This window comes from Streptomyces milbemycinicus (assembly GCF_002154605.1).
Classification (GTDB): Bacteria; Actinomycetota; Actinomycetes; order Streptomycetales; family Streptomycetaceae; genus Streptomyces; species Streptomyces milbemycinicus.
This window is the reverse complement of record NZ_MUNE01000387.1, coordinates 1-16,952: the sequence shown is the minus strand read 5'-3', so window position 1 is coordinate 16,952 and position 16,952 is coordinate 1. Positions and strand designations below refer to the sequence as shown.

Here is a 16,952-nt window from a genome sequence, read left to right as displayed (position 1 = left end):
CAGCATCCCACGGCGGCATCGAGCGGTTTCAGCCCGCCCGGCCCCGTACGCGTATGACCTTCCGGTTGACGAACTCGTTCATTCCGTAGGAGCCCAGTTCGCGTCCCACGCCGGAGAGCTTGACACCGCCGAAGGGCAGGTCCTCTTGGGTGCCGGAGGGGCCGTTGATCGAGACCATGCCGACGTCGAGCGCGTCGCCGACCGCCTTCGCGGCCGCGATGTCGCGGCCGAACACCACGCTGCCGAGGCCGTACGGCGTGTCGTTGGCGAGGCGGATCGCGGTCGCGGTGTCCGGGACACGGTGGACGACCGCGACGGGGCCGAAGATCTCCTCGCGGTACGCGCGCATGGCGGGGGTGACACCGGTGAGGACTGTCGGTTCGACGAAGGCGCCCCCGCGGGCCGGCCGCGAGCCCCCGGCCACCGCTGTCGCGCCCTTCTCCAGTGCATCGCGCACCTGCGCGATCACCGTTCGGGCGGCCTCTTCGGAGGAGAGGGGGCCGAAGGAGACGCCGTCGTCGGTGGGGTCTCCGATGGTCAGTCCCCGCACCGCGGCGGTGAAGGCGTCGAGGAAGCGGTCGTAGAGCGGGGCGACCACGATGAACCGTTTCGAGGCGGTGCACGCCTGGCCCGCGTTGCCCATCCGGCCCTCGACGGCCGCGCTGACGGCGGCCTGGAGGTCGGCGTCGGGGAGGACGATGAAGGGGTCGGAGCCGCCGAGCTCGAGGACGTACTTCTTGAGGTGGCGGCCCGCCACTTCGCCCACGGCCCGTCCGGCACGCTCCGAGCCGGTGAGCGACACGCCTTGGACCCGCGGGTCCGCGATGGCGCGGGCGACCTGTTCGTTGCTCGCGTACACATTGACGTACGCACCGGCCGGCAGTCCGGCCGCCCGCATGATGTCCTCGATCGCCTGCGCCGATTCGGGGCAGCTCGGGGCGTGCTTGAGGATGACGGTGTTGCCGAGGACCAGGTTGGGCGCCGCGAAGCGGGCGACCTGGTAGTACGGGTAGTTCCAGGGCATGACGCCGAGCAGTGCGCCAAGCGGCTCGCAGCGGACGACCACATCGTCACCGCCGCGGATGTCGAGCCGCTGGTCCGCGGCGAAGTCGGGGCCGTGCTCCGCGTAGTACGCGAAGATCGCCGCTGACAGGTCCACCTCGGCCAGGGCCTCGCGGGTGGTCTTGCCCATCTCGCGGGTGATGATCGCGGCCAGGTCCGCCCGCCGGTGCTCGAACTCCCGGGACACGGCGAGGACGGCGTCGGCCCGCTCCTTGATCGGGCGCCGCCGCCACTCGGCGAACTCCTCGGCGGCGGCCGCGATCGCGCGGTCGACCGTGGCGTCGTCCGACGTCGGATACCGCCGCACCAGGGCGTTGGTGGTCGGGTCGACGATCTTGTATTCAGTCATGTGCTCTTCCTTCGCGTACTCGGCCGGGCGGTGGGCGGCCTCCGGCTGTGGTCCGGTCCTTCCGGCTGAGGTCCGGTCCCCGGTCAGCTCCCGGTCAGCTCCCCGGTCAGCCGAGGTGGAGGAGCGTCCTCAGGTCCTCGCCCGCCCGGATCCGTTGGATGAGCCCCGGCTCGGCCGCGTCCGACACCTCCGCCTGGTGCACGACGGCGGCCAGGGATGCCGGCGGCAGGGCGATCACACCGTTGGCGTCGCCGAGGACGATGTCCCCCGGCGCCACGCGGACACCGCCGATGTCCACGGGCACCTGGTGTCGCCCGCCGCGGCCGTCCAGGCGTTTGGTGGTCAGGCAGCTGGTGCCCCGGGCGTGGACGGGCATCCCGGAGCTCATGTCCATGAGCGCGTCCACGTCGGTCACCACTCCGTCGACGAGGATGCCCGTGGCCCCGCGCGCTCGCGCCGCGGCGGCCGTCACGGCGCCGATCGCCGCATGGCGGTGGTCGCCACCCATGTCGACGACCAGCACCTCACCGGGGCGCAGCGCGACGAGCGCGCGGTTCACCGCCGTGGCGTCCGGTGTGTCGAGGGCCAGGGTGGCGGCCGTCCCGGCCATCCGCCGCGGCTGGCCCAGCCGCCGGATGGCCGGGCTGACGAAGCCCTGCTCGAGGTGGTGGCCGAGGGTCGGAAGGTCGACGCGCTGAAGGCGTTCCAGCAGCTCCGCGCGTGTGCGTTCGGCCGGGGCGCTCACCGCTCGGCTTCCGTCGTGACGACCGCGATGCAGTCGATCTCCAGGGACACGCCCCACAGCCCCACGCACACCGTGGTCCGCGCGGGCCGACGGCCGGCGAAGAACTTCTCGTACACCTGGTTGTAGGGCGCGAGCTGGGCCGGGGAGCTGAGATAGGTGTTGACCTTGACGATGTGGTCGAGATCAGAACCAGCGGCGACCAGAACAGTTTCGAGGTTGCGCAGCGTGGCCCGGACCTCGTCTTCGAAGGGGCCGATGGACTGCCCCGAGGGCTCCCCGGGCGCCGGGGCGGCGGGGATCTGACCGGTGGTGAAGACGAATCCACCGGCGGATGTCGCCTGGACGTAGGGGCCGACCGCGGCCGGGACGCCCGGGGCCGAGGCGATGCGCGTGATCTCGCTCATGCGTCGGCCCCGACCGGGCGCACGGCCGGACGGGACTCCGCACCCAGCTCGTCGATGTCCCCGAACCGGGTCTCGGCCAGCAGAAGCAGGCCCAGCAGGGACAGGGCCGCAGCGCCGAGGACGTACCAGGCGATCGAGGAACTGCTTCCGGTGAGCGACAGCAGCCAGGCCGTGATGGCCGGAGTGGCCGCGGATCCCAGCAGGCCGGAGAGCATATAGGCGACCGAGAGGCCCGAGTACCGCACCTGGGCGCCGAAGAGCTCGGCGAGGAAGGTGGCGATCGGGCCGTAGTTGGCGGAGAACGCGAGCATCATGAGCGCGTAGGCCACGAAGACCGCGGGCGCCGATCCGGTGTCCAGCAGCCAGAAGAACGGGAAGGCCAGTACGGCCTCCGCCACGATGCCCGCGTAGATGACGGGCTTGCGGCCGACCCGGTCGGACAGCCGCCCGAAGTACGGGATCGCCAGGAACGCGATACCGCAGGAGACCATGACCGCCCACAGCATCAGGCTCTTCGAATGCCCGAGGTCCTTGGTCCCGTAGCTCACACCGGAGGCCACCATCAAGGTGAAAGTCGAACCCGTGGACAGCGTCGCGACGCCGCCCAGCAGCACCTGACGCCAGTACCGGCGCATCAGCGCGAAGAACGGGATCTTGGCCTTGACGCCCTCCTGCCGGACCGCCTGGAAGGAGGGCGTTTCCTCGATGTGGAGCCGGATGTAGACGCCGACCCCGACCAGGACCGCCGAGGCCAGGAAGGGGATTCGCCACCCCCACGAGAGCAGCGCGGAACTGCTCACGTTCGAGGCCACCAGCAAGAACGCCCCGTTGGCGAGCAGTGTCCCGGTCGGCACGCCGATCTGCACCATGGAGCCGTAGAATCCGCGCCGTTTGTCCGGTGCGTGCTCGACGGTCATGAGTACGGCACCGCCCCACTCGCCGCCGAGCGCAAGGCCCTGAATCACCCGGAGGCCGAGCAGCAGGAAGGGCGCGGCCACGCCGATGGTGTCATAGCCGGGTACGAGGCCGATCGCGAATGTGGCCACGCCCATGGCCGTAAGGGAGATCAGCAGCATGGACTTGCGGCCGAGCCGGTCTCCGAAATGGCCGAAGAATACGGCACCCACCATGCGCGCCAGATAAGCGGAGGCGAACGTCAGAAACGACAGAATCGTGCCGACGGCTCCGTCGAACTCGGGGAAGAACACCTTGCCGAACACCAGCGCGGAGGCGGTACCGAAGAGAAAGAGGTCATACCACTCCACCGTGGTTCCTATCACGCTGGCGAGGGAGATCCGGCGCATCTTCGTCGCGTCGAGCCGGCTGTCGGTGATCGGCGGGGAGGCGGAAGTGGTCATGGGAACTCCGGTCTGAGCAGGGGAATCGTCGAGGGGCTTGGCCGACGCCGTGCGGTTGACCAACGGTGCATCGGCGCCTTCGCCGACCACAAGAAGCAGAAGCACATCGCCGCAGGCCGACGAGTGTGCAGATGACCAGTGGGCCGCGGCGCGCCTCGGCGGGCGCAAGGAAAACTTCTTGTTACGGACATGGGGTCATGCTCGGTCGGCCATGTTCATCTGCACACCGCGGCGCTTTCATTCCGGGGCCTTTGCCCCGTGTTTCCGGACGACTCGAAAGCAACAATGGCCGGGTAAGTACGCCTCAATAGAAGGAAACAGATCCGATGGTGAACGTCGAACCCCCCGAGCGCCCCCTCTCCGCGGGCCATCTGATCGTTGCGCAGCTCGAACGCGAAGGCGTCCGACGGATATACGGCGTTCCCGGAGAGTCCTTCCTCGACGTTCTCGACGGCCTGCACGATTCGCCGATGTCGACCGTGGTGACCCGGCACGAGGGCGGTGCGGGCTTTATGGCGCTGGCGGAGGGCCGGTTGACGGGGCGGCCCGGGGTGGCGATCGTGACCCGGGGCCCGGGCGCCGCGAACGCCTTCATCGCCGTGCACACCGCATACCAGGACGCGACACCGATGGTCCTCTTCGTCGGGCTGATTCCGGTGCCCGACCGCGGCCGGGAGGCGTTCCAGGAGTTCGACCTCAGCGGATGGTTCGGCAGTACGGCGAAGAAGGTCGTCATGCTGGACGACCCCACCGCCGCTGCCCGCGTCGTCTCCGAGGCCGTCCACGCGGCCCGCAGCGGTCGCCCCGGCCCCGTGGTGATCGGCCTGCCCGAGGACATACTCACCCGCCCGGCGGCCCCCTCCCGCACCGTTCAGCCGCTCGCGGTGGCCCGGCCGCGTGCCGCAGAAGCGGAGCTGAAGGAGCTGGTGGGCCGGTTCGAGCGGGCGCGGCGGCCCCTCGTCGTGGTCGGCGGCGAGGGATGGACCACACAGAGCGGCCGCGAACTCATCCGCTGGGCGACGGAGCGGTCGGTCCCCGTCCTCGCCGACTTCCGCGCCTACGACGCGGTCCCCCACGACCTCGACGGCTCCGGCGCCTACGCCGGCTCGCTCGGATACGGGCGGAGCGACCACGCGGCCCAGTTGCTCGACGACGCGGACCTCACGGTCTTCCTCGGCGCTCCGCGCGGCGATGTGCTCAGCGACGGATACACCCGTGGCCTGGACTCGGAGACCGTGCTCGTCCTCCCCGGTGACGCACCCGGCCACTGCGGCCGCATCGACCAGTTCATCACGGCCCACGCGCCGTCCTTCGTCCTCGACCTCGTCACCGCGCCCGCGGCACTGCGGGCCGACGTGGCGTGGTTCCGGGCCGCCAGGGCGGCCCACGCCCGCTTCCGCACCCCGGCCCCCGCCACCGATTCGGTTGCGGACGACGCCTTTGTGGATCTGACCGCGGTCATGGGGGTGCTGCGGCAGGAGCTCGCGCCCGACGCCGTCATCACCTACGGCGCCGGCAACCACGCCCTCTGGCCGGCCCGTTACCTACCGCACCAGGCCCCGGCCTCCCTCATCGCACCGCGCAACGGCGCGATGGGCATGGGCATACCGGCCGCCGTGGCGGCTTCCCTGGCCTTCCCCGGGCGCGAGGTCGTGTCCGTCGCCGGCGATGGATGCTTTCTGATGAACGGTCAGGAGTTGGCCACGGCAGTGGGACACGGAGCCGTCTTTGTCGCTCTGGTGGTCGACAACGGCTGCTACGCCACGATCCGGGAGCACCAGGAGGACGCCTACCCGGACCGCCCTTCGGGCACCCAGCTGACCAACCCGGACTTCGCGGCGTGGGCGCGCTCGTACGGCGCGTACGGCGAGACCGTGGCCGCCACCCGCGACTTCCGCGACGCGTTCCGCCGTGCCCGCGCGAGCGGGCTCCCGGCCGTGCTCCACCTCATCCAGGATCCCGCGGTCCGCGCTCCTGCCACCGTCGGCTGAGCGGCGGAGCCGCCCGCCATCCGCGAAACCTCATAGGTCACACACGTCACAGCCATCGGCGTTTCGGCCAAGCCCGGCCGCACCGGAACCCGTACGCCACTGCGACCAGGCGTTCGATGCCCCGAAATTCCGGGCTCCGCGCTTCGTCCAAAATCGAGTGCGTTCGATTCGCCCCCTCGCTCGTTGAGCCTGGCACCGCCGGACCACCCAGGTGCGGTGCCGACCTTCGAGGAGGACGCAGGTGACCGTGACCAACACCTCGGCCGCAAGCTCCGCCACACCGCCCCCTCCACCGCCCGCCACCATCAGCTTTGAGGGGAAGCACGGCAAGAACCCACTGGAAGAGGCCAGTTTCACAAAGATGTGCGCACGGCTCCCCTCCGTGCTCTCGCACACCGCGCGCATCGCCTGGACCGTCGACCGCCCCGCCCTCGTACTCCTCCTCGCCTGCCAGATCCTCACCGGTGCCGCGGCAGCCTTCACCCTCGGGTTCACCGCGAAGGCCATGACGCATATCCTCGGCACCGGCACGGTCTCCGAACGTCTGCACGCCGCCCTGCCGGCCCTCGTCGTCGTAACGGCGGCCGCCGCCGTCGGCCGAATCGGCGGTGCTCTGTCCTCCTACGCCGACGGCCGGATCACCCCTCGTCTGATGACCGAGGCGGATGTCGCCCTCGTCTCCGCCGTGTGCCGGGTCGAGGCATCGGCGTACTCGGAGCCTGGGTTCGCCGACCGCCAGGAGGCCGCCGAGATCGGCGTCACCCGCACCAGGCTGATGGTCCAGGACGCCCAGCGCTTCATGGCCGCCCTGGTCCGTATCGTCGCCGCCGGTGGCGTCATCACCGTCCTCCACTGGCTCATGCTCCCCCTGTTGCTCCTCGCCGTGCTCCCCGCCGGCCTGGGCGCCGTCCTGTCCGCGCGCGTGGACTACGAAACCCACTACGCCAACGTCGGCGACCGCAACGTACGCGGCATGATGCGCTGGTGGGCCACCTACTCCCGGTACGGCGACGAGGTGCGCGCCAACGGCATGACCGGCTATCTCGTCTACTGGTACCGCGCCTTGTCCGAGCGCATCGACCAGCGCACCGTGACCGCCGCACCCCGCACCCTGCGTATCGTCCTGGCGACCTCCGCCCTCGGCGGCCTGTTCCTCCTGGGCACCTGGGGCGCCCTCGCCTGGCTGGCCACCACCGGCCGCGTCGCCCTGCCCGTCGCGGCCACCGCGGTCGTCGCCGTCCAGACCGCGCTCGCCGCGCTCTCCCAGCTCGTCATCCACGGCGCCGCGATGTTCCACACCTCGCTCTACCTCGCCGACATGAGGTCATTCCTCGACATGGCGGCCGACCGCGCCCCCAGGCGCGGGGAGCTGACCATCCCGGACCACGTGGCGGAGATCCGTCTCGACGAGGCCGTCTACCAGTACCCCGGCAAGGACGAGCCCGCCGTCGACGGCGTCTCCCTCACCGTGCGCCGCGGCGAGATCCTGGCCATCGTGGGTGAGAACGGCTCGGGCAAGTCCACGCTGACCAAGCTCATCACCGGAATTCTCCTCCCCGACAAGGGCCGCGTCCTGTGGGACGGAACCGATCTGGCCCAGGCCCAGCCCGACGCGGTCTGGGCGCGGACATCGCTCGTCCCCCAGAATTTCGCCTGCTGGCCCCTGCGCACCCGCGAGAACATCACCCTCGGCCAGCCCAAGACCTACGACGATGCCCCGGTGTGGGCGGCCGTCGACGCCGTCGGCATGCGCGGGGCGATCGAGAAACTGCCCAAGCGGCTGGACACCCTGCTCGCCCGCGAACTCTACGGCGGCGCCGAGCTGTCCGGCGGACAGTGGCAGCGGCTCGCCTGCGGCCGGGCCCTGTACCGCCAAACCCCGCTGCTGATCCTGGACGAACCGACATCGCAGATGGATCCGCGTGGCGAGCATCAGATCTTTCTGGAAGTCAAACGCATCGCCGCTGAGCGCATGACCATCGTGGTGACGCATCAGCTCGAGAACACCCGGCTCGCCGACAGGATCGTCGTCATGCAGAACGGCCGGATCATCGAGCAGGGCCGGTACGACGATCTCGTGGCCGCCGACGGCCTCTTCGCCGAGCTCGTCGCCCTGGCCAAGGACCGGTAGACAGGTGCACCGCGCCGGGAGGACTCGTATGAACGCCCTGATCATCCACTGGAAGCGGATCACTCCTGTGGGTGACCACATTATGACGATTCAGGCGATACGGTCTTGCGGGAAGATCCGGACCAGTCGCCGGACCCCGCGGCCCGCCGCCGTTCCCTCGTCGTCACACGGGCCCGACCGGCGCCCGGCACTACGTCAAGGGGGCCTCGTTGCTGCCTGAGGCATCACCATGCGCTCCGATCAGCGTCGCTCTCGGTCGGCGGGACACGGCCGACGCGCAGACGGAAGCCGATGCGGCCAGAGTGACATTCCTCCGGGAGGCGATCAGCCGTATCGGCACCACTCTGGACCTCGGCCACACGGCCCGCGTACTGGTCACCTCGGCCGTACCGCGGTTCGCCGACTTCGCCTCCGTCCATCTGCACGATCACGTAACCGCCCAGGACGACGCCTCCGTTCCGCAGCAGCCGCCGGGCTCCGTCGTGATGCACCGTGTGGCCAGCGCGCACACCGACGACCCCGGCGCCGGAGAACTCCACGCGGAGCGGACCTTCGTCTACCAGGCCGACACGGCCATGGCCCGGTTTCTCGCGCTCGTCGAACCCATCCTCATCCCCCGGGTCGACCAGGACACCCTGCGCCAGCTGCCGCAGGAGCTCGACAGCCCGGCCGCCCGGTCGGTGCTCTCCGGCTCATCCGTCATGCTGGTGCCGCTGACCGTACGGGGCCTGGTCCTCGGCTTCATGGTGTTCGGTCGGAAACCGGAGCGGCTCGCCTTCAGCCCGGTGGATCTGGCCGCCTGCCAGGAGATGGCCGAGCAGGCGGCCCTGTCTCTGGACAACGCCCGCCTGTACGGCCATGAGGCCAGAACATCCGCCGTGCTGCAGCGCAGCCTTCTGCCCACGCGGCCACCCCGTCTGCCCAGCGTGGAGATCGCCTACCGCTACCACCCGTGCAGCCGTACCACACAGGTGGGTGGCGACTGGCTGGACGTGATCCCGCTGCCCCGCCACCGGGTCGGCCTCGTCATCGGCGATGTGGCGGGCCACGGACTGCACGCCGCCGTGGCGATGGGCCAACTGCGCACCGCCGTCAGGACCCTCGCCACCATGGACCTTCCGCCCGCACAGCTGTTGGCCCACCTCGATCAGCTGGCACAACACCTCGGCCACGTCCCCCTGACCACCTGCCTGTACGCCATCTACGACCCCATCGCGGGCCGAGCCGCCTTCGCCAGCGCCGGCCATCTGCCGCCCGTCCTCCTGCGCCCCGACGGCACGGACGAACTTCTTGAGATTCCCGTCGGCGCGCCCATCGGTGTGGGAAGTATCGCCTTCGACACGCTGGACGTGTCCATCGACTCCGGCAGTCTTCTCGTCCTTTACACCGACGGCCTGGTGGAGGCACGCGGACACGACATCGAGGAAGGGCTCCTCGCCGTACGCTGCGGCCTCGCCGCCACACACCCCTCGCTGGACGAGGCGTGCGAGTCCCTGCTCCGGCAGCAGCACCCCAACGGCGACCACGACGACATCGCCGTCCTGATGGCCCGCCTGCACAGCATCCCCGACGACAAGGTGGCCACCTGGCGCTTTCCGCCTCAGCCCCAACAGGTGAGCGTCGCCCGGCGCCGGGTGCGCGACACCCTCACCGCATGGGGTCTGGACCCACTCTGTGACACCACCGAACTCCTCGCCGGTGAACTACTCACCAACGCCATCCGCCACACCACCCATCCGGTCGGCCTGCGCCTGGTGCACACCGACACACTCCTGTGTGAGGTCACCGGCGACCAGCAGATCACGCCCATGCTCCCGCACACCCCCGGCACCCAGGCGTCCCACTGCGCCATCACCCTGCTCCAGAAGCTCGCCACGCGATGGGGCTGCTCCGACACCTCAACCGGCAGAACCGTCTGGTTCGAAAGCAACCTGCCCGCCCCGGCGTCCCGCGCGACCGCGCGCCGGCTCTGACGCTCGGCCTCCACGCGGTGGGCGGCGCCTCGTCATCGCGCGTCATCCGCCACGGACGCCTGCCGCTCCTGTGTCCGCACTGGTGCCACGGAGTAGGTGACCGGGGCCAGCCCGGCGATGGTCGCCGCCGCGACCGCCAGCAGGCCGAGGGCGGTCGGCAGTCCGACGAGGGTCGACAGACCGCCGATGATCGGGGAGACCAGCAGCCAGCCGAGGTTTCCGGCGAAGCCGACATGGCCCATCACCCGGGCCGAGTCGGGGAGCGCGCCCGCGGCGGTGAGTGCCGATCCGAATGAGGCGGACCCACCCGAGGCGATCGACCAGCCAGTCGTTGAACAGCCGGGTGACGACCGATCCCACCGAGAAGGCCGCGTACCCGGCCGCGGCCATCGCCGCATCCGCCCCCACATGGCGCAGATACACACCGCTCCACGACGCGGGGGCGTCCTCCACCAGGGCGGCGAGGAAGGTCATCAGCGCGAGCAGCGGTACGGTCAGCCGCCCCTTCGGCCCCTGATCGACCGGTTCCGATCCGTCCGCCGCCGTGGCCTGGTTGCCCGGCCGGGTCGGCACGGTCTGCCGCGCCGGCTCCACATCCGGCTGGAGCCCGCAGGCCGCCACCGCGGACACGACGGCGAGCAGGACCGCCATGGACACGAACTGCGCCGTCAGCGGCATGCTCAGGGGACGCCGTGGCGACTCCGGCCAGCCCGCCCGTGACGGCGCCGACGCTGCGGATGGCGTGCATGGAGTTGAGCACCGCGCGGCCGTACTGCTGCTGGACGGAGACCGCCTGGGCGTTCATCGCCACGGACGTACCCCCAGCGCGCTCACCGTACGGCTGCCGAGGCGTCGCACCAGCAGCCCGCCCGCCTGGCTGCCGGCCAGCGCGCCGAGCTCGCTGTCGAACACCGGTTTCGGCCAGATCTTCGGAGTCAGGAGGTGGTGAGACGGGCGCGGATGGCGGCGGCACCGGATTCGGTGAGCCAGTCGGTGAGGGTGCGCAGTCCGGGGTGGATGACGCGTAGTGCCTCGATATCGGCGTGCCAGCGGTGACCGGCCTCCCAGCGCTTTTTCGTCTCGGCGATTTCCGGGCCGAGCGCGGCGGCCTCGCCGTCGGTGAGCTGTTCGTACCGGATCGGAGCGCCGGTGGCCTCGGCGATGGCGGCAGCGGCCTCGACCGGGGTCGGTTCATCGCCGGCCAGTTCCAGGGTGCGTCCGGCGAATCGGGCCGGGTCCGCGAACGCGAGGGCGGCGAACTCGGCGATGTCCTCCAGCGCGATGATCTGCATGGGCTCGTGCGGAGGGAAGAGATGCCGGTGCACACCGCGGGAAATGCCGTCGATGCCGATCGCCCCGACGGAGAGATAGTTGGTCATGAACCGGACCGGGCGCAGTACGGTGGGTAGCGCGATGTGGTCGCGCAGATACTCCTCGATCAGCGTTTTCCCCTCCCAACTCCACGATGCGGCCGATGACGAGGCGACGGTGCTGAACACGATCTGCTCGATCCCCGCCGCGGCCGCGGCGTCGATCAGTGTCCGGCCGCGGGCCGCTTCGAGCTCCGTTTCGGGTCCGGTCGGTCCGTAGGACACGGGCGGTATGCCGAACACTGCGGCGGCGCCGTCGAGCGCGGGCCGCAGACTGGCCGGATCGTCGAAGTCGCCGCGCACGAGCTGGGCGCCCGCGGCAGCCAGCTCGGCAGCGCCGGGGGCAGTCAGGTCGCGCACCAGGGCTCGCACCGGCCACCCTCCGGCCAGCAACCTCCGGGCGGTGGCGCCGCCTTGCTTGCCGGTGGCGCCGGTGACGAGGATCGGGGAGTCGGGGTTGGCCGGTGTCTCGGTGGTCATGGTGGCCTTTCCGGAGAAGGTGGAGGATGCTGAACGTCATCCGGAATGCTCCACCCGTTTCAACCCCGCGGATAAGGATTTCGTGACATGACAGCAGCACCGGACACGAAAGCAGCAGCACCGGGTGCGGCGCCCGCCGGGCGCGCCGATGCCCGCCGCAACCGAGCGCTGGTGCTGAGCACGGCGATGCGCGTATTCGCCGAGGAGGGTCTTGATGTGTCACTCGGCCGGATCGCGCAGCGCGCCGGGGTCGGCGCCGGGACCGTCTACCGGCACTTCCCGACGAAGGAGATCCTGATCGAGGCGGTGCTCGCCGAACACGTCGAGCGTTTGGTGACCGCCGCCGACCGGTGGGCCGCGCGCGCCGCGCCCGGTGACGCGTTGTTCGGGTTTCTGCTCGAAGTGGCCGAGCAGTCGATGGGCCGCCGGCACTTCTGCGATGCGCTCGCCGCTGACCAGAGCTGGCCGCGCGCCGTACTGGCCGCCGCGGGACAGCGGTTCCGCCAGGCACTGGGGCGCTTGCTGTACGACGCGAAAGAGGCTGGCGCGGTACGCACCGACGTACAGGCCGACGATCTGTCCGCGCTGGTCGCCGGCGGTGTCGCACTGCGTTCGGCACACCGGGACCCGGCACGCGGCACCTGGCTGGTGCGGCTGCTGCTCGACGGATTGCGTACCCACCCAGTCACGAAAGCCGACCCCTTCCGTGACTCGTCCGCCCTCCCCCGTCACGAAACCACCCCCCTGAAGTACTGCGTGGAATGCGGTGCGACGCTGCGTGTCCACGCCACCGGACGGCCACCCCGCTACTGCGGCCCGACCTGCCGCCAGCGCGCCCACCGGCGCCGTCCCGCCGCTTAACTCCGCCATCACTCTGTGAGTTTCTGTGAGTCGCCGCCGGGCCGGCCGCCGTGACCTGCCGGTTTCCGCCGGACGGACCTCCCGGTTCCCATGGCGCACCCAGACTCGTGCACATCCGGCCCAGAAGAGCAGATCACTGTGAGGTGATGCGCGCGGCGACCGCGCGCACCACGCACACCATCGGCTCTGGAGTCATGATGATCGAAGTCTGCGGACTCACCAAGCGCTACGGGGAGGTCCTGGCCGTCGACGACCTGACGTTCGCCGTCCGCCCAGGAGAAGTGACCGGGTTCCTCGGTCCCAACGGTGCCGGGAAGTCGACCACACTGCGGATGATCCTGGGGCTGGACGCCGCCAGTTCGGGGACCGCCACGGTCGGCGGGCGCCCGTATTCCGCGCAGCCGGCGCCGCTGAAGGCCGTCGGCGCGCTGTTGGACGCGGGTGCGGTGCTGCCCAGCCGCACGGCCTACCACCATCTGCTGGCGCTGGCGGCCGGCAACGGGATTCCGCGTAGCCGGGTGGCGAAGGTGCTGATCGTGCAGGCGTTCGCGCCGGCCCTGCCCGGTGCGGTCGGCGACCGGGTGGAGAAGTACTGGCCGCCCATCGCGGGCGGACAGATCATCACCGGCTACCGTGATCCGGCGCTGCTGGCCCCCTGGTCCGGGCTCGCCGTCATGGCGGGATGTGTCGCGGTCCTGCTGACGGTGGCGTTCATCGTCTTCCGCAAGCGCGACGCATAGCGGGCCGGGAGACTGACCAACAGCGGACGATCGGGTGGGGATGGGACGGATGACGGCTTCGGAACGGCTACTGGTGGTGGAAGACGAGCCGACGCTGCGCGAACTGCTGTCCGCGAGCCTGCGGCTGGCCGGTTTCGCGGTGGCGCCGGTCGCGACCGGCGCGCAGGCGCTGGCCGCGGTGCGGGAGCAGCGCCCCGACTTGATCGTGCTGGATGTGATGCTGCCCGACTTCGACGGCTTCGAGGTCGTCCGCAGGCTGCGCGGGCAGCATCCCTCCGCGGCGGCGGGGCATCCCCCGGTGCTGTTCCTCACCGCCCGCGATGCGCCCGAGGACCGGATCAGCGGGCTCAGGGCGGGCGGTGACGACTATGTCACCAAGCCGTTCAACCTGGAGGAGCTGGTGCTGCGCATCCGGGCCATTCTGCGCCGCACCAGTGGTCGGCAGGCCGACGGCCGGTTGGTCGTCGGCATGCTGGAGCTGGACCCCGACAGCCATCAGGTGACCCGGGACGGGCGCCCCGTCCAGCTCTCCCCGACCGAGTTCAGCCTGCTGCGCGTGCTGATGGAGAACGCCGGGCAGGTGCTGTCGAAGTCCCAACTTCTGGAGCTGGTCTGGCAGTACGACTTCGGGGGCGACGACAGCATCGTCGCCTCGTACATCAGCTATCTGCGGCGCAAGGTGGACCTGGACGAGCCGAAGCTGATCCATACGGTGCGCGGCACCGGCTATGTGCTCCGCAGGCCCCGGCAGTGAACAAGAGCCCCCTGCGCAAAAGCCGCTTCTCGCTGCGCGGCGGGCTCTCGCTGCGCGGCCGGTTCTCGCTGCGCGGCCGGTTCTCACTGCGCGGCCGGCTGCTGGCGATCTCCCTGCTGCTGCTCGTGGTCGCCCTGCTCGGCAGCAACGCCCTGGTCGTCACCCTGCTCCAGCGGGACCTGGTGCATCGGCTGGACGACCGGCTCCGCGCCGCCGCCACGGCCACCACGCGCCTGACCGATCCGTCCGGCGCGGCGGGCGATCAGGCACCGCAGCTGCGCGCCACCGTGGAGCAGCACCTGACCGGCGACAGCTATCTCGCCTATCTCGGTTCGAACGGCCGTGTGCGGCGGGTCATCCGGCCGGCCGTGCACAGCGCTCCCGTGCTGCCCCCGCTCGACGCTACGGCCGTCCGCGAACGCGACCGCCGGCCTTTCGAGGCCCCGGCCGTCGACGGCGACGAGTCCTGGCGAGTGCTCGCCGTACCTCTCAACGCGACGGGACGAGCGCGCAAGGGTCCGAAGGCGCGGGCCGCGGACACCCACAGCGTCGTCGTGGCCGGCTCGCTCGCCGAGGTCGACTCTACGATCACGCAGCTCGGCGCCCGGATGTTGGTGATCGACTCCCTGGTGCTGGCCCTGCTCGGCGTGGCCGGGTGGTTCGCCGTACGCGCCGGGCTGCGTCCGCTGCGGCGTATCGAGACCACCGCGGCGGCCATCGCGGACGGCGACCTGTCCAGCCGGGTCCCGGAGCTGGCCGCCTCACGTACCGAACTCGGCCGTCTGGCCACGGCGCTCAACGGCATGCTGGACCGGATCGAGGCGAGTGACGCGGCGCGGGCCGCCGCCGCCGAGCTCATGCGCCGCTTCATCGCGGACGCCAGCCATGAGCTGCGTACCCCCCTCTTCGGCATCAAAGGTTTCACCGAGCTGTACCGGATGGGCGGCATGCCCGAACGCACCGATGTCGACGCCGCGATGAGCCGCATCGAGCGGGAAGCGGCGCGGCTGGTCCGGCTGGTCGAGGACCTGCTGCTGCTCGCCCGTCTCGACGAGCACGCCGCCGCCGCGGACCTCCCGCTCCGGCTCACCCCCATGGACCTGCGCACCCTGGCCGCCGACGCCCTGCACGACCTCCGCGCGCTCGATCCGCTGCGCCCCGTCACCCTCACCGGCCCCGGCGGCGGCCCGCCGGGTGGCGCGCCGGTGCTCGGCGACGAGGCGCGACTGCGGCAGGTGACCTCCAACCTCGTCGGCAACGCGGTGGCCCACACCCCACCCGGCACCCCGGTCCGGATCGGTGTCGGCGTCGGCGCCGAGGACGGCCTGGCAGTTCTGGAGCTCCAGGACGAGGGTCCGGGGATGTCCCAGGAGCAGGCCGCCCGTGCCTTCGACCGCTTCTACCGCGCGGACGACGCCCGCGGCCGTACCGAGAGCGGGGGCGCGGGCCTCGGCCTCGCGATCGTCGCCTCCCTGGTGACGGCCCACCACGGCCGGGTGGAGGTCCGCACGGCCCCGGGCGAGGGCGCCACCTTCCGCGTACTCCTCCCCCTGCACGGCTGAGCGCCCGGCGGCCTCACACATTCTTCAGCCCATCACCGGACTGACAGGTGGCGAATCTGCAGCCATGTCTGGCGGCGCGCCGGGGTCCAGCCGCATCTCCCGGCCCTGCCAGCGCTTTCTCAGCCACCGGTCGTGACTGGCCACGACGATCGCGCCGGGGCCGGTCCCCAGGGCCTCCTCCAACTCGTCGCACAGCCGCGGCGAGAGATGGTTCGTGGGCTCGTCGAGCAGCAGAAGCGCGGGCGGGCGCGCGACCAGCAGCGCCAGCGCGAGGCGGCGCCGCTGACCGGCCGACAGATGGCCGACCGCCTTGTCCAGGTCCGCTTTGTGCATCAGGCCCAGCGAGTCCAGCGGGACGGTCTGCGTCCGTTCGGCGCCGAGCGAGAGTGCGTAGGTGTCCCGGACCGTACGTTCCGGCCGGTCGAATACGATGTCCTGGGCCAGCAGCCCCACCGTCAGCCCGCGCCGCCGCCGCACCTCGCCCTGTACGGCGAGCCGCCCGGCGAGCACGCTCAACAGCGTGGACTTTCCGGCCCCGTTGCCGCCCGTGACAAGCAGCCGTTCCGACGCCGCCACATCGAGACGCCCGACGGCCAGACGGCCCGGGACCCGCGCGTCGCGCAGCGCCACCAGGGTGCCGTCCGCCGACTCCTTCGCGAGCACGGTGTGCTGGAACCGCAGGGGCGGTGGCGGCGTGCCGACCTGTGTGCGCTCCAGTTCCTCCAGTCTGCGGGTGGCGTTGCGCACCCGGCGGGAGATCTGGTTCTGCACCCGGCCGGCGCGGTGCCCGTAGCCCATCTTCTCGTTGTCCCTGCGCCCACGGTTCGGGGCGAGGGCGTGGGCGGTGACACCGGCCGTGTGCCGCAGCGCGTCGAGTTCTTGCTGCTCCTCGGCGTGGCGCCGCTCCCAGCGTGCCCGCTCGGCGTGCTTCTCCGACAGATAGGCGCTGTAGTTTCCGCCGTAGCGGACCGGGCCGGCCACGGCAGGGTCGAGGTCGATCAGATCGGTGCAGACGGCGTCGAGAAAGGCCCGGTCATGGCTGGCCAGCAGCACAACGCCGGGCAGACCGCGTACCTGCTCCTCCAGGAAGGCCGCGGCTCCGTCGTCGAGGTGGTTGGTCGGCTCGTCCAGCAGCAGCGCCGGGGGACGGCGGACCAGCAGGGCGGCCAGCG

15 protein-coding genes and 1 pseudogene are annotated in these 16,952 nt (G+C 71.0%); 9 read left to right on the top strand and 7 right to left on the bottom strand.

Features of this window, described 5'->3' with window-relative positions:
* Positions 1–28: 28 nt before the first annotated feature.
* The 4 genes from CCN51_RS29455 to CCN51_RS29440 form a co-directional block, all read right to left on the bottom strand.
* Positions 29–1,411, bottom strand: a complete 1,383-nt coding sequence (locus CCN51_RS29455) for an NAD-dependent succinate-semialdehyde dehydrogenase (RefSeq protein ID WP_014172993.1) — start codon at positions 1,409–1,411, stop codon at positions 29–31.
* 106 nt (positions 1,412–1,517) lie between these two features.
* Complete coding sequence (locus CCN51_RS29450; RefSeq protein WP_014172994.1) at positions 1,518–2,156, bottom strand: RraA family protein; 639 nt, start codon at positions 2,154–2,156, stop codon at positions 1,518–1,520.
* Entirely contained in the window at positions 2,153–2,560 is a 408-nt protein-coding gene (locus CCN51_RS29445; protein ID WP_014172995.1) for a RidA family protein, read from the bottom strand. Before CCN51_RS29445 ends, CCN51_RS29450 begins: the two co-directional genes overlap by 4 nt.
* Positions 2,557–3,918: an MFS transporter gene (locus tag CCN51_RS29440; RefSeq protein ID WP_014172996.1), complete on the bottom strand. Its 1,362-nt coding sequence runs from the start codon at positions 3,916–3,918 to the stop codon at positions 2,557–2,559. Before CCN51_RS29440 ends, CCN51_RS29445 begins: the two co-directional genes overlap by 4 nt.
* A 326-nt stretch (positions 3,919–4,244) precedes the next feature.
* Between CCN51_RS29440 and CCN51_RS29435 the strand changes: the two genes are divergently transcribed.
* The 3 genes from CCN51_RS29435 (at position 4,245) to CCN51_RS29425 (ending at position 10,013) form a co-directional block, all read left to right on the top strand.
* Positions 4,245–5,909, top strand: a complete 1,665-nt coding sequence (locus tag CCN51_RS29435; protein WP_014172997.1) for a thiamine pyrophosphate-dependent enzyme — start codon at positions 4,245–4,247, stop codon at positions 5,907–5,909.
* Positions 5,910–6,150: 241 nt separating this feature from the next.
* Positions 6,151–8,040: an ATP-binding cassette domain-containing protein gene (locus CCN51_RS29430; protein WP_211303265.1), complete on the top strand. Its 1,890-nt coding sequence runs from the start codon at positions 6,151–6,153 to the stop codon at positions 8,038–8,040.
* Positions 8,041–8,342: 302 nt separating this feature from the next.
* Entirely contained in the window at positions 8,343–10,013 is a 1,671-nt protein-coding gene (locus CCN51_RS29425) for an ATP-binding SpoIIE family protein phosphatase (RefSeq protein ID WP_014172998.1), read from the top strand.
* Between the two features lie 32 nt (positions 10,014–10,045).
* Here the strand turns inward: CCN51_RS29425 and CCN51_RS29420 are convergent, their stop codons facing one another.
* Positions 10,046–10,255 (bottom strand): hypothetical protein, encoded by a 210-nt coding sequence (locus CCN51_RS29420; RefSeq protein ID WP_043485979.1) that lies wholly within the window; start codon positions 10,253–10,255, stop codon positions 10,046–10,048.
* Positions 10,256–10,356: 101 nt separating this feature from the next.
* Here CCN51_RS29420 and CCN51_RS55155 point away from each other — a divergent pair, with 101 nt between their 5' ends.
* The gene (locus tag CCN51_RS55155) at positions 10,357–10,530 is read left to right on the top strand and encodes a hypothetical protein (protein WP_014172999.1); all 174 of its coding nucleotides are present in this window, start codon (positions 10,357–10,359) and stop codon (positions 10,528–10,530) included.
* A 27-nt stretch (positions 10,531–10,557) separates the two neighbouring features.
* Complete coding sequence (locus tag CCN51_RS29410; protein ID WP_014173000.1) at positions 10,558–10,962, top strand: hypothetical protein; 405 nt, start codon at positions 10,558–10,560, stop codon at positions 10,960–10,962.
* Here CCN51_RS29410 and CCN51_RS29405 read toward each other — a convergent pair.
* A complete protein-coding gene (locus CCN51_RS29405) occupies positions 10,949–11,863 on the bottom strand; it encodes an NmrA family NAD(P)-binding protein (RefSeq protein ID WP_014173001.1) in 915 nt (304 codons plus the stop codon). The two genes, CCN51_RS29410 and CCN51_RS29405, sit on opposite strands and share 14 nt — an antisense overlap.
* Positions 11,864–11,950: 87 nt before the next feature.
* On the opposite strand from CCN51_RS29405, the gene CCN51_RS29400 reads away from it, so the two are divergent.
* From CCN51_RS29400 to CCN51_RS29385, 4 genes and pseudogenes are all read left to right on the top strand, one after another.
* Complete coding sequence (locus CCN51_RS29400; protein WP_055413835.1) at positions 11,951–12,724, top strand: TetR/AcrR family transcriptional regulator; 774 nt, start codon at positions 11,951–11,953, stop codon at positions 12,722–12,724.
* Positions 12,725–12,921: 197 nt separating this feature from the next.
* Positions 12,922–13,257 (top strand): annotated as a pseudogene (locus tag CCN51_RS56575) (ATP-binding cassette domain-containing protein); the annotation flags it as partial.
* A 256-nt stretch (positions 13,258–13,513) separates the two neighbouring features.
* Positions 13,514–14,218, top strand: a complete 705-nt coding sequence (locus CCN51_RS29390; RefSeq protein ID WP_014173004.1) for a response regulator transcription factor — start codon at positions 13,514–13,516, stop codon at positions 14,216–14,218.
* Between the two features lie 50 nt (positions 14,219–14,268).
* The gene (locus CCN51_RS29385; protein ID WP_043488594.1) at positions 14,269–15,780 is read left to right on the top strand and encodes a sensor histidine kinase; all 1,512 of its coding nucleotides are present in this window, start codon (positions 14,269–14,271) and stop codon (positions 15,778–15,780) included.
* A gap of 24 nt (positions 15,781–15,804) precedes the next feature.
* On the opposite strand, the gene CCN51_RS29380 is transcribed toward CCN51_RS29385, so the two are convergent.
* Positions 15,805–16,952: ATP-binding cassette domain-containing protein (locus CCN51_RS29380; protein WP_107426103.1), on the bottom strand; the 1,148-nt coding region annotated here is incomplete at its 5' end.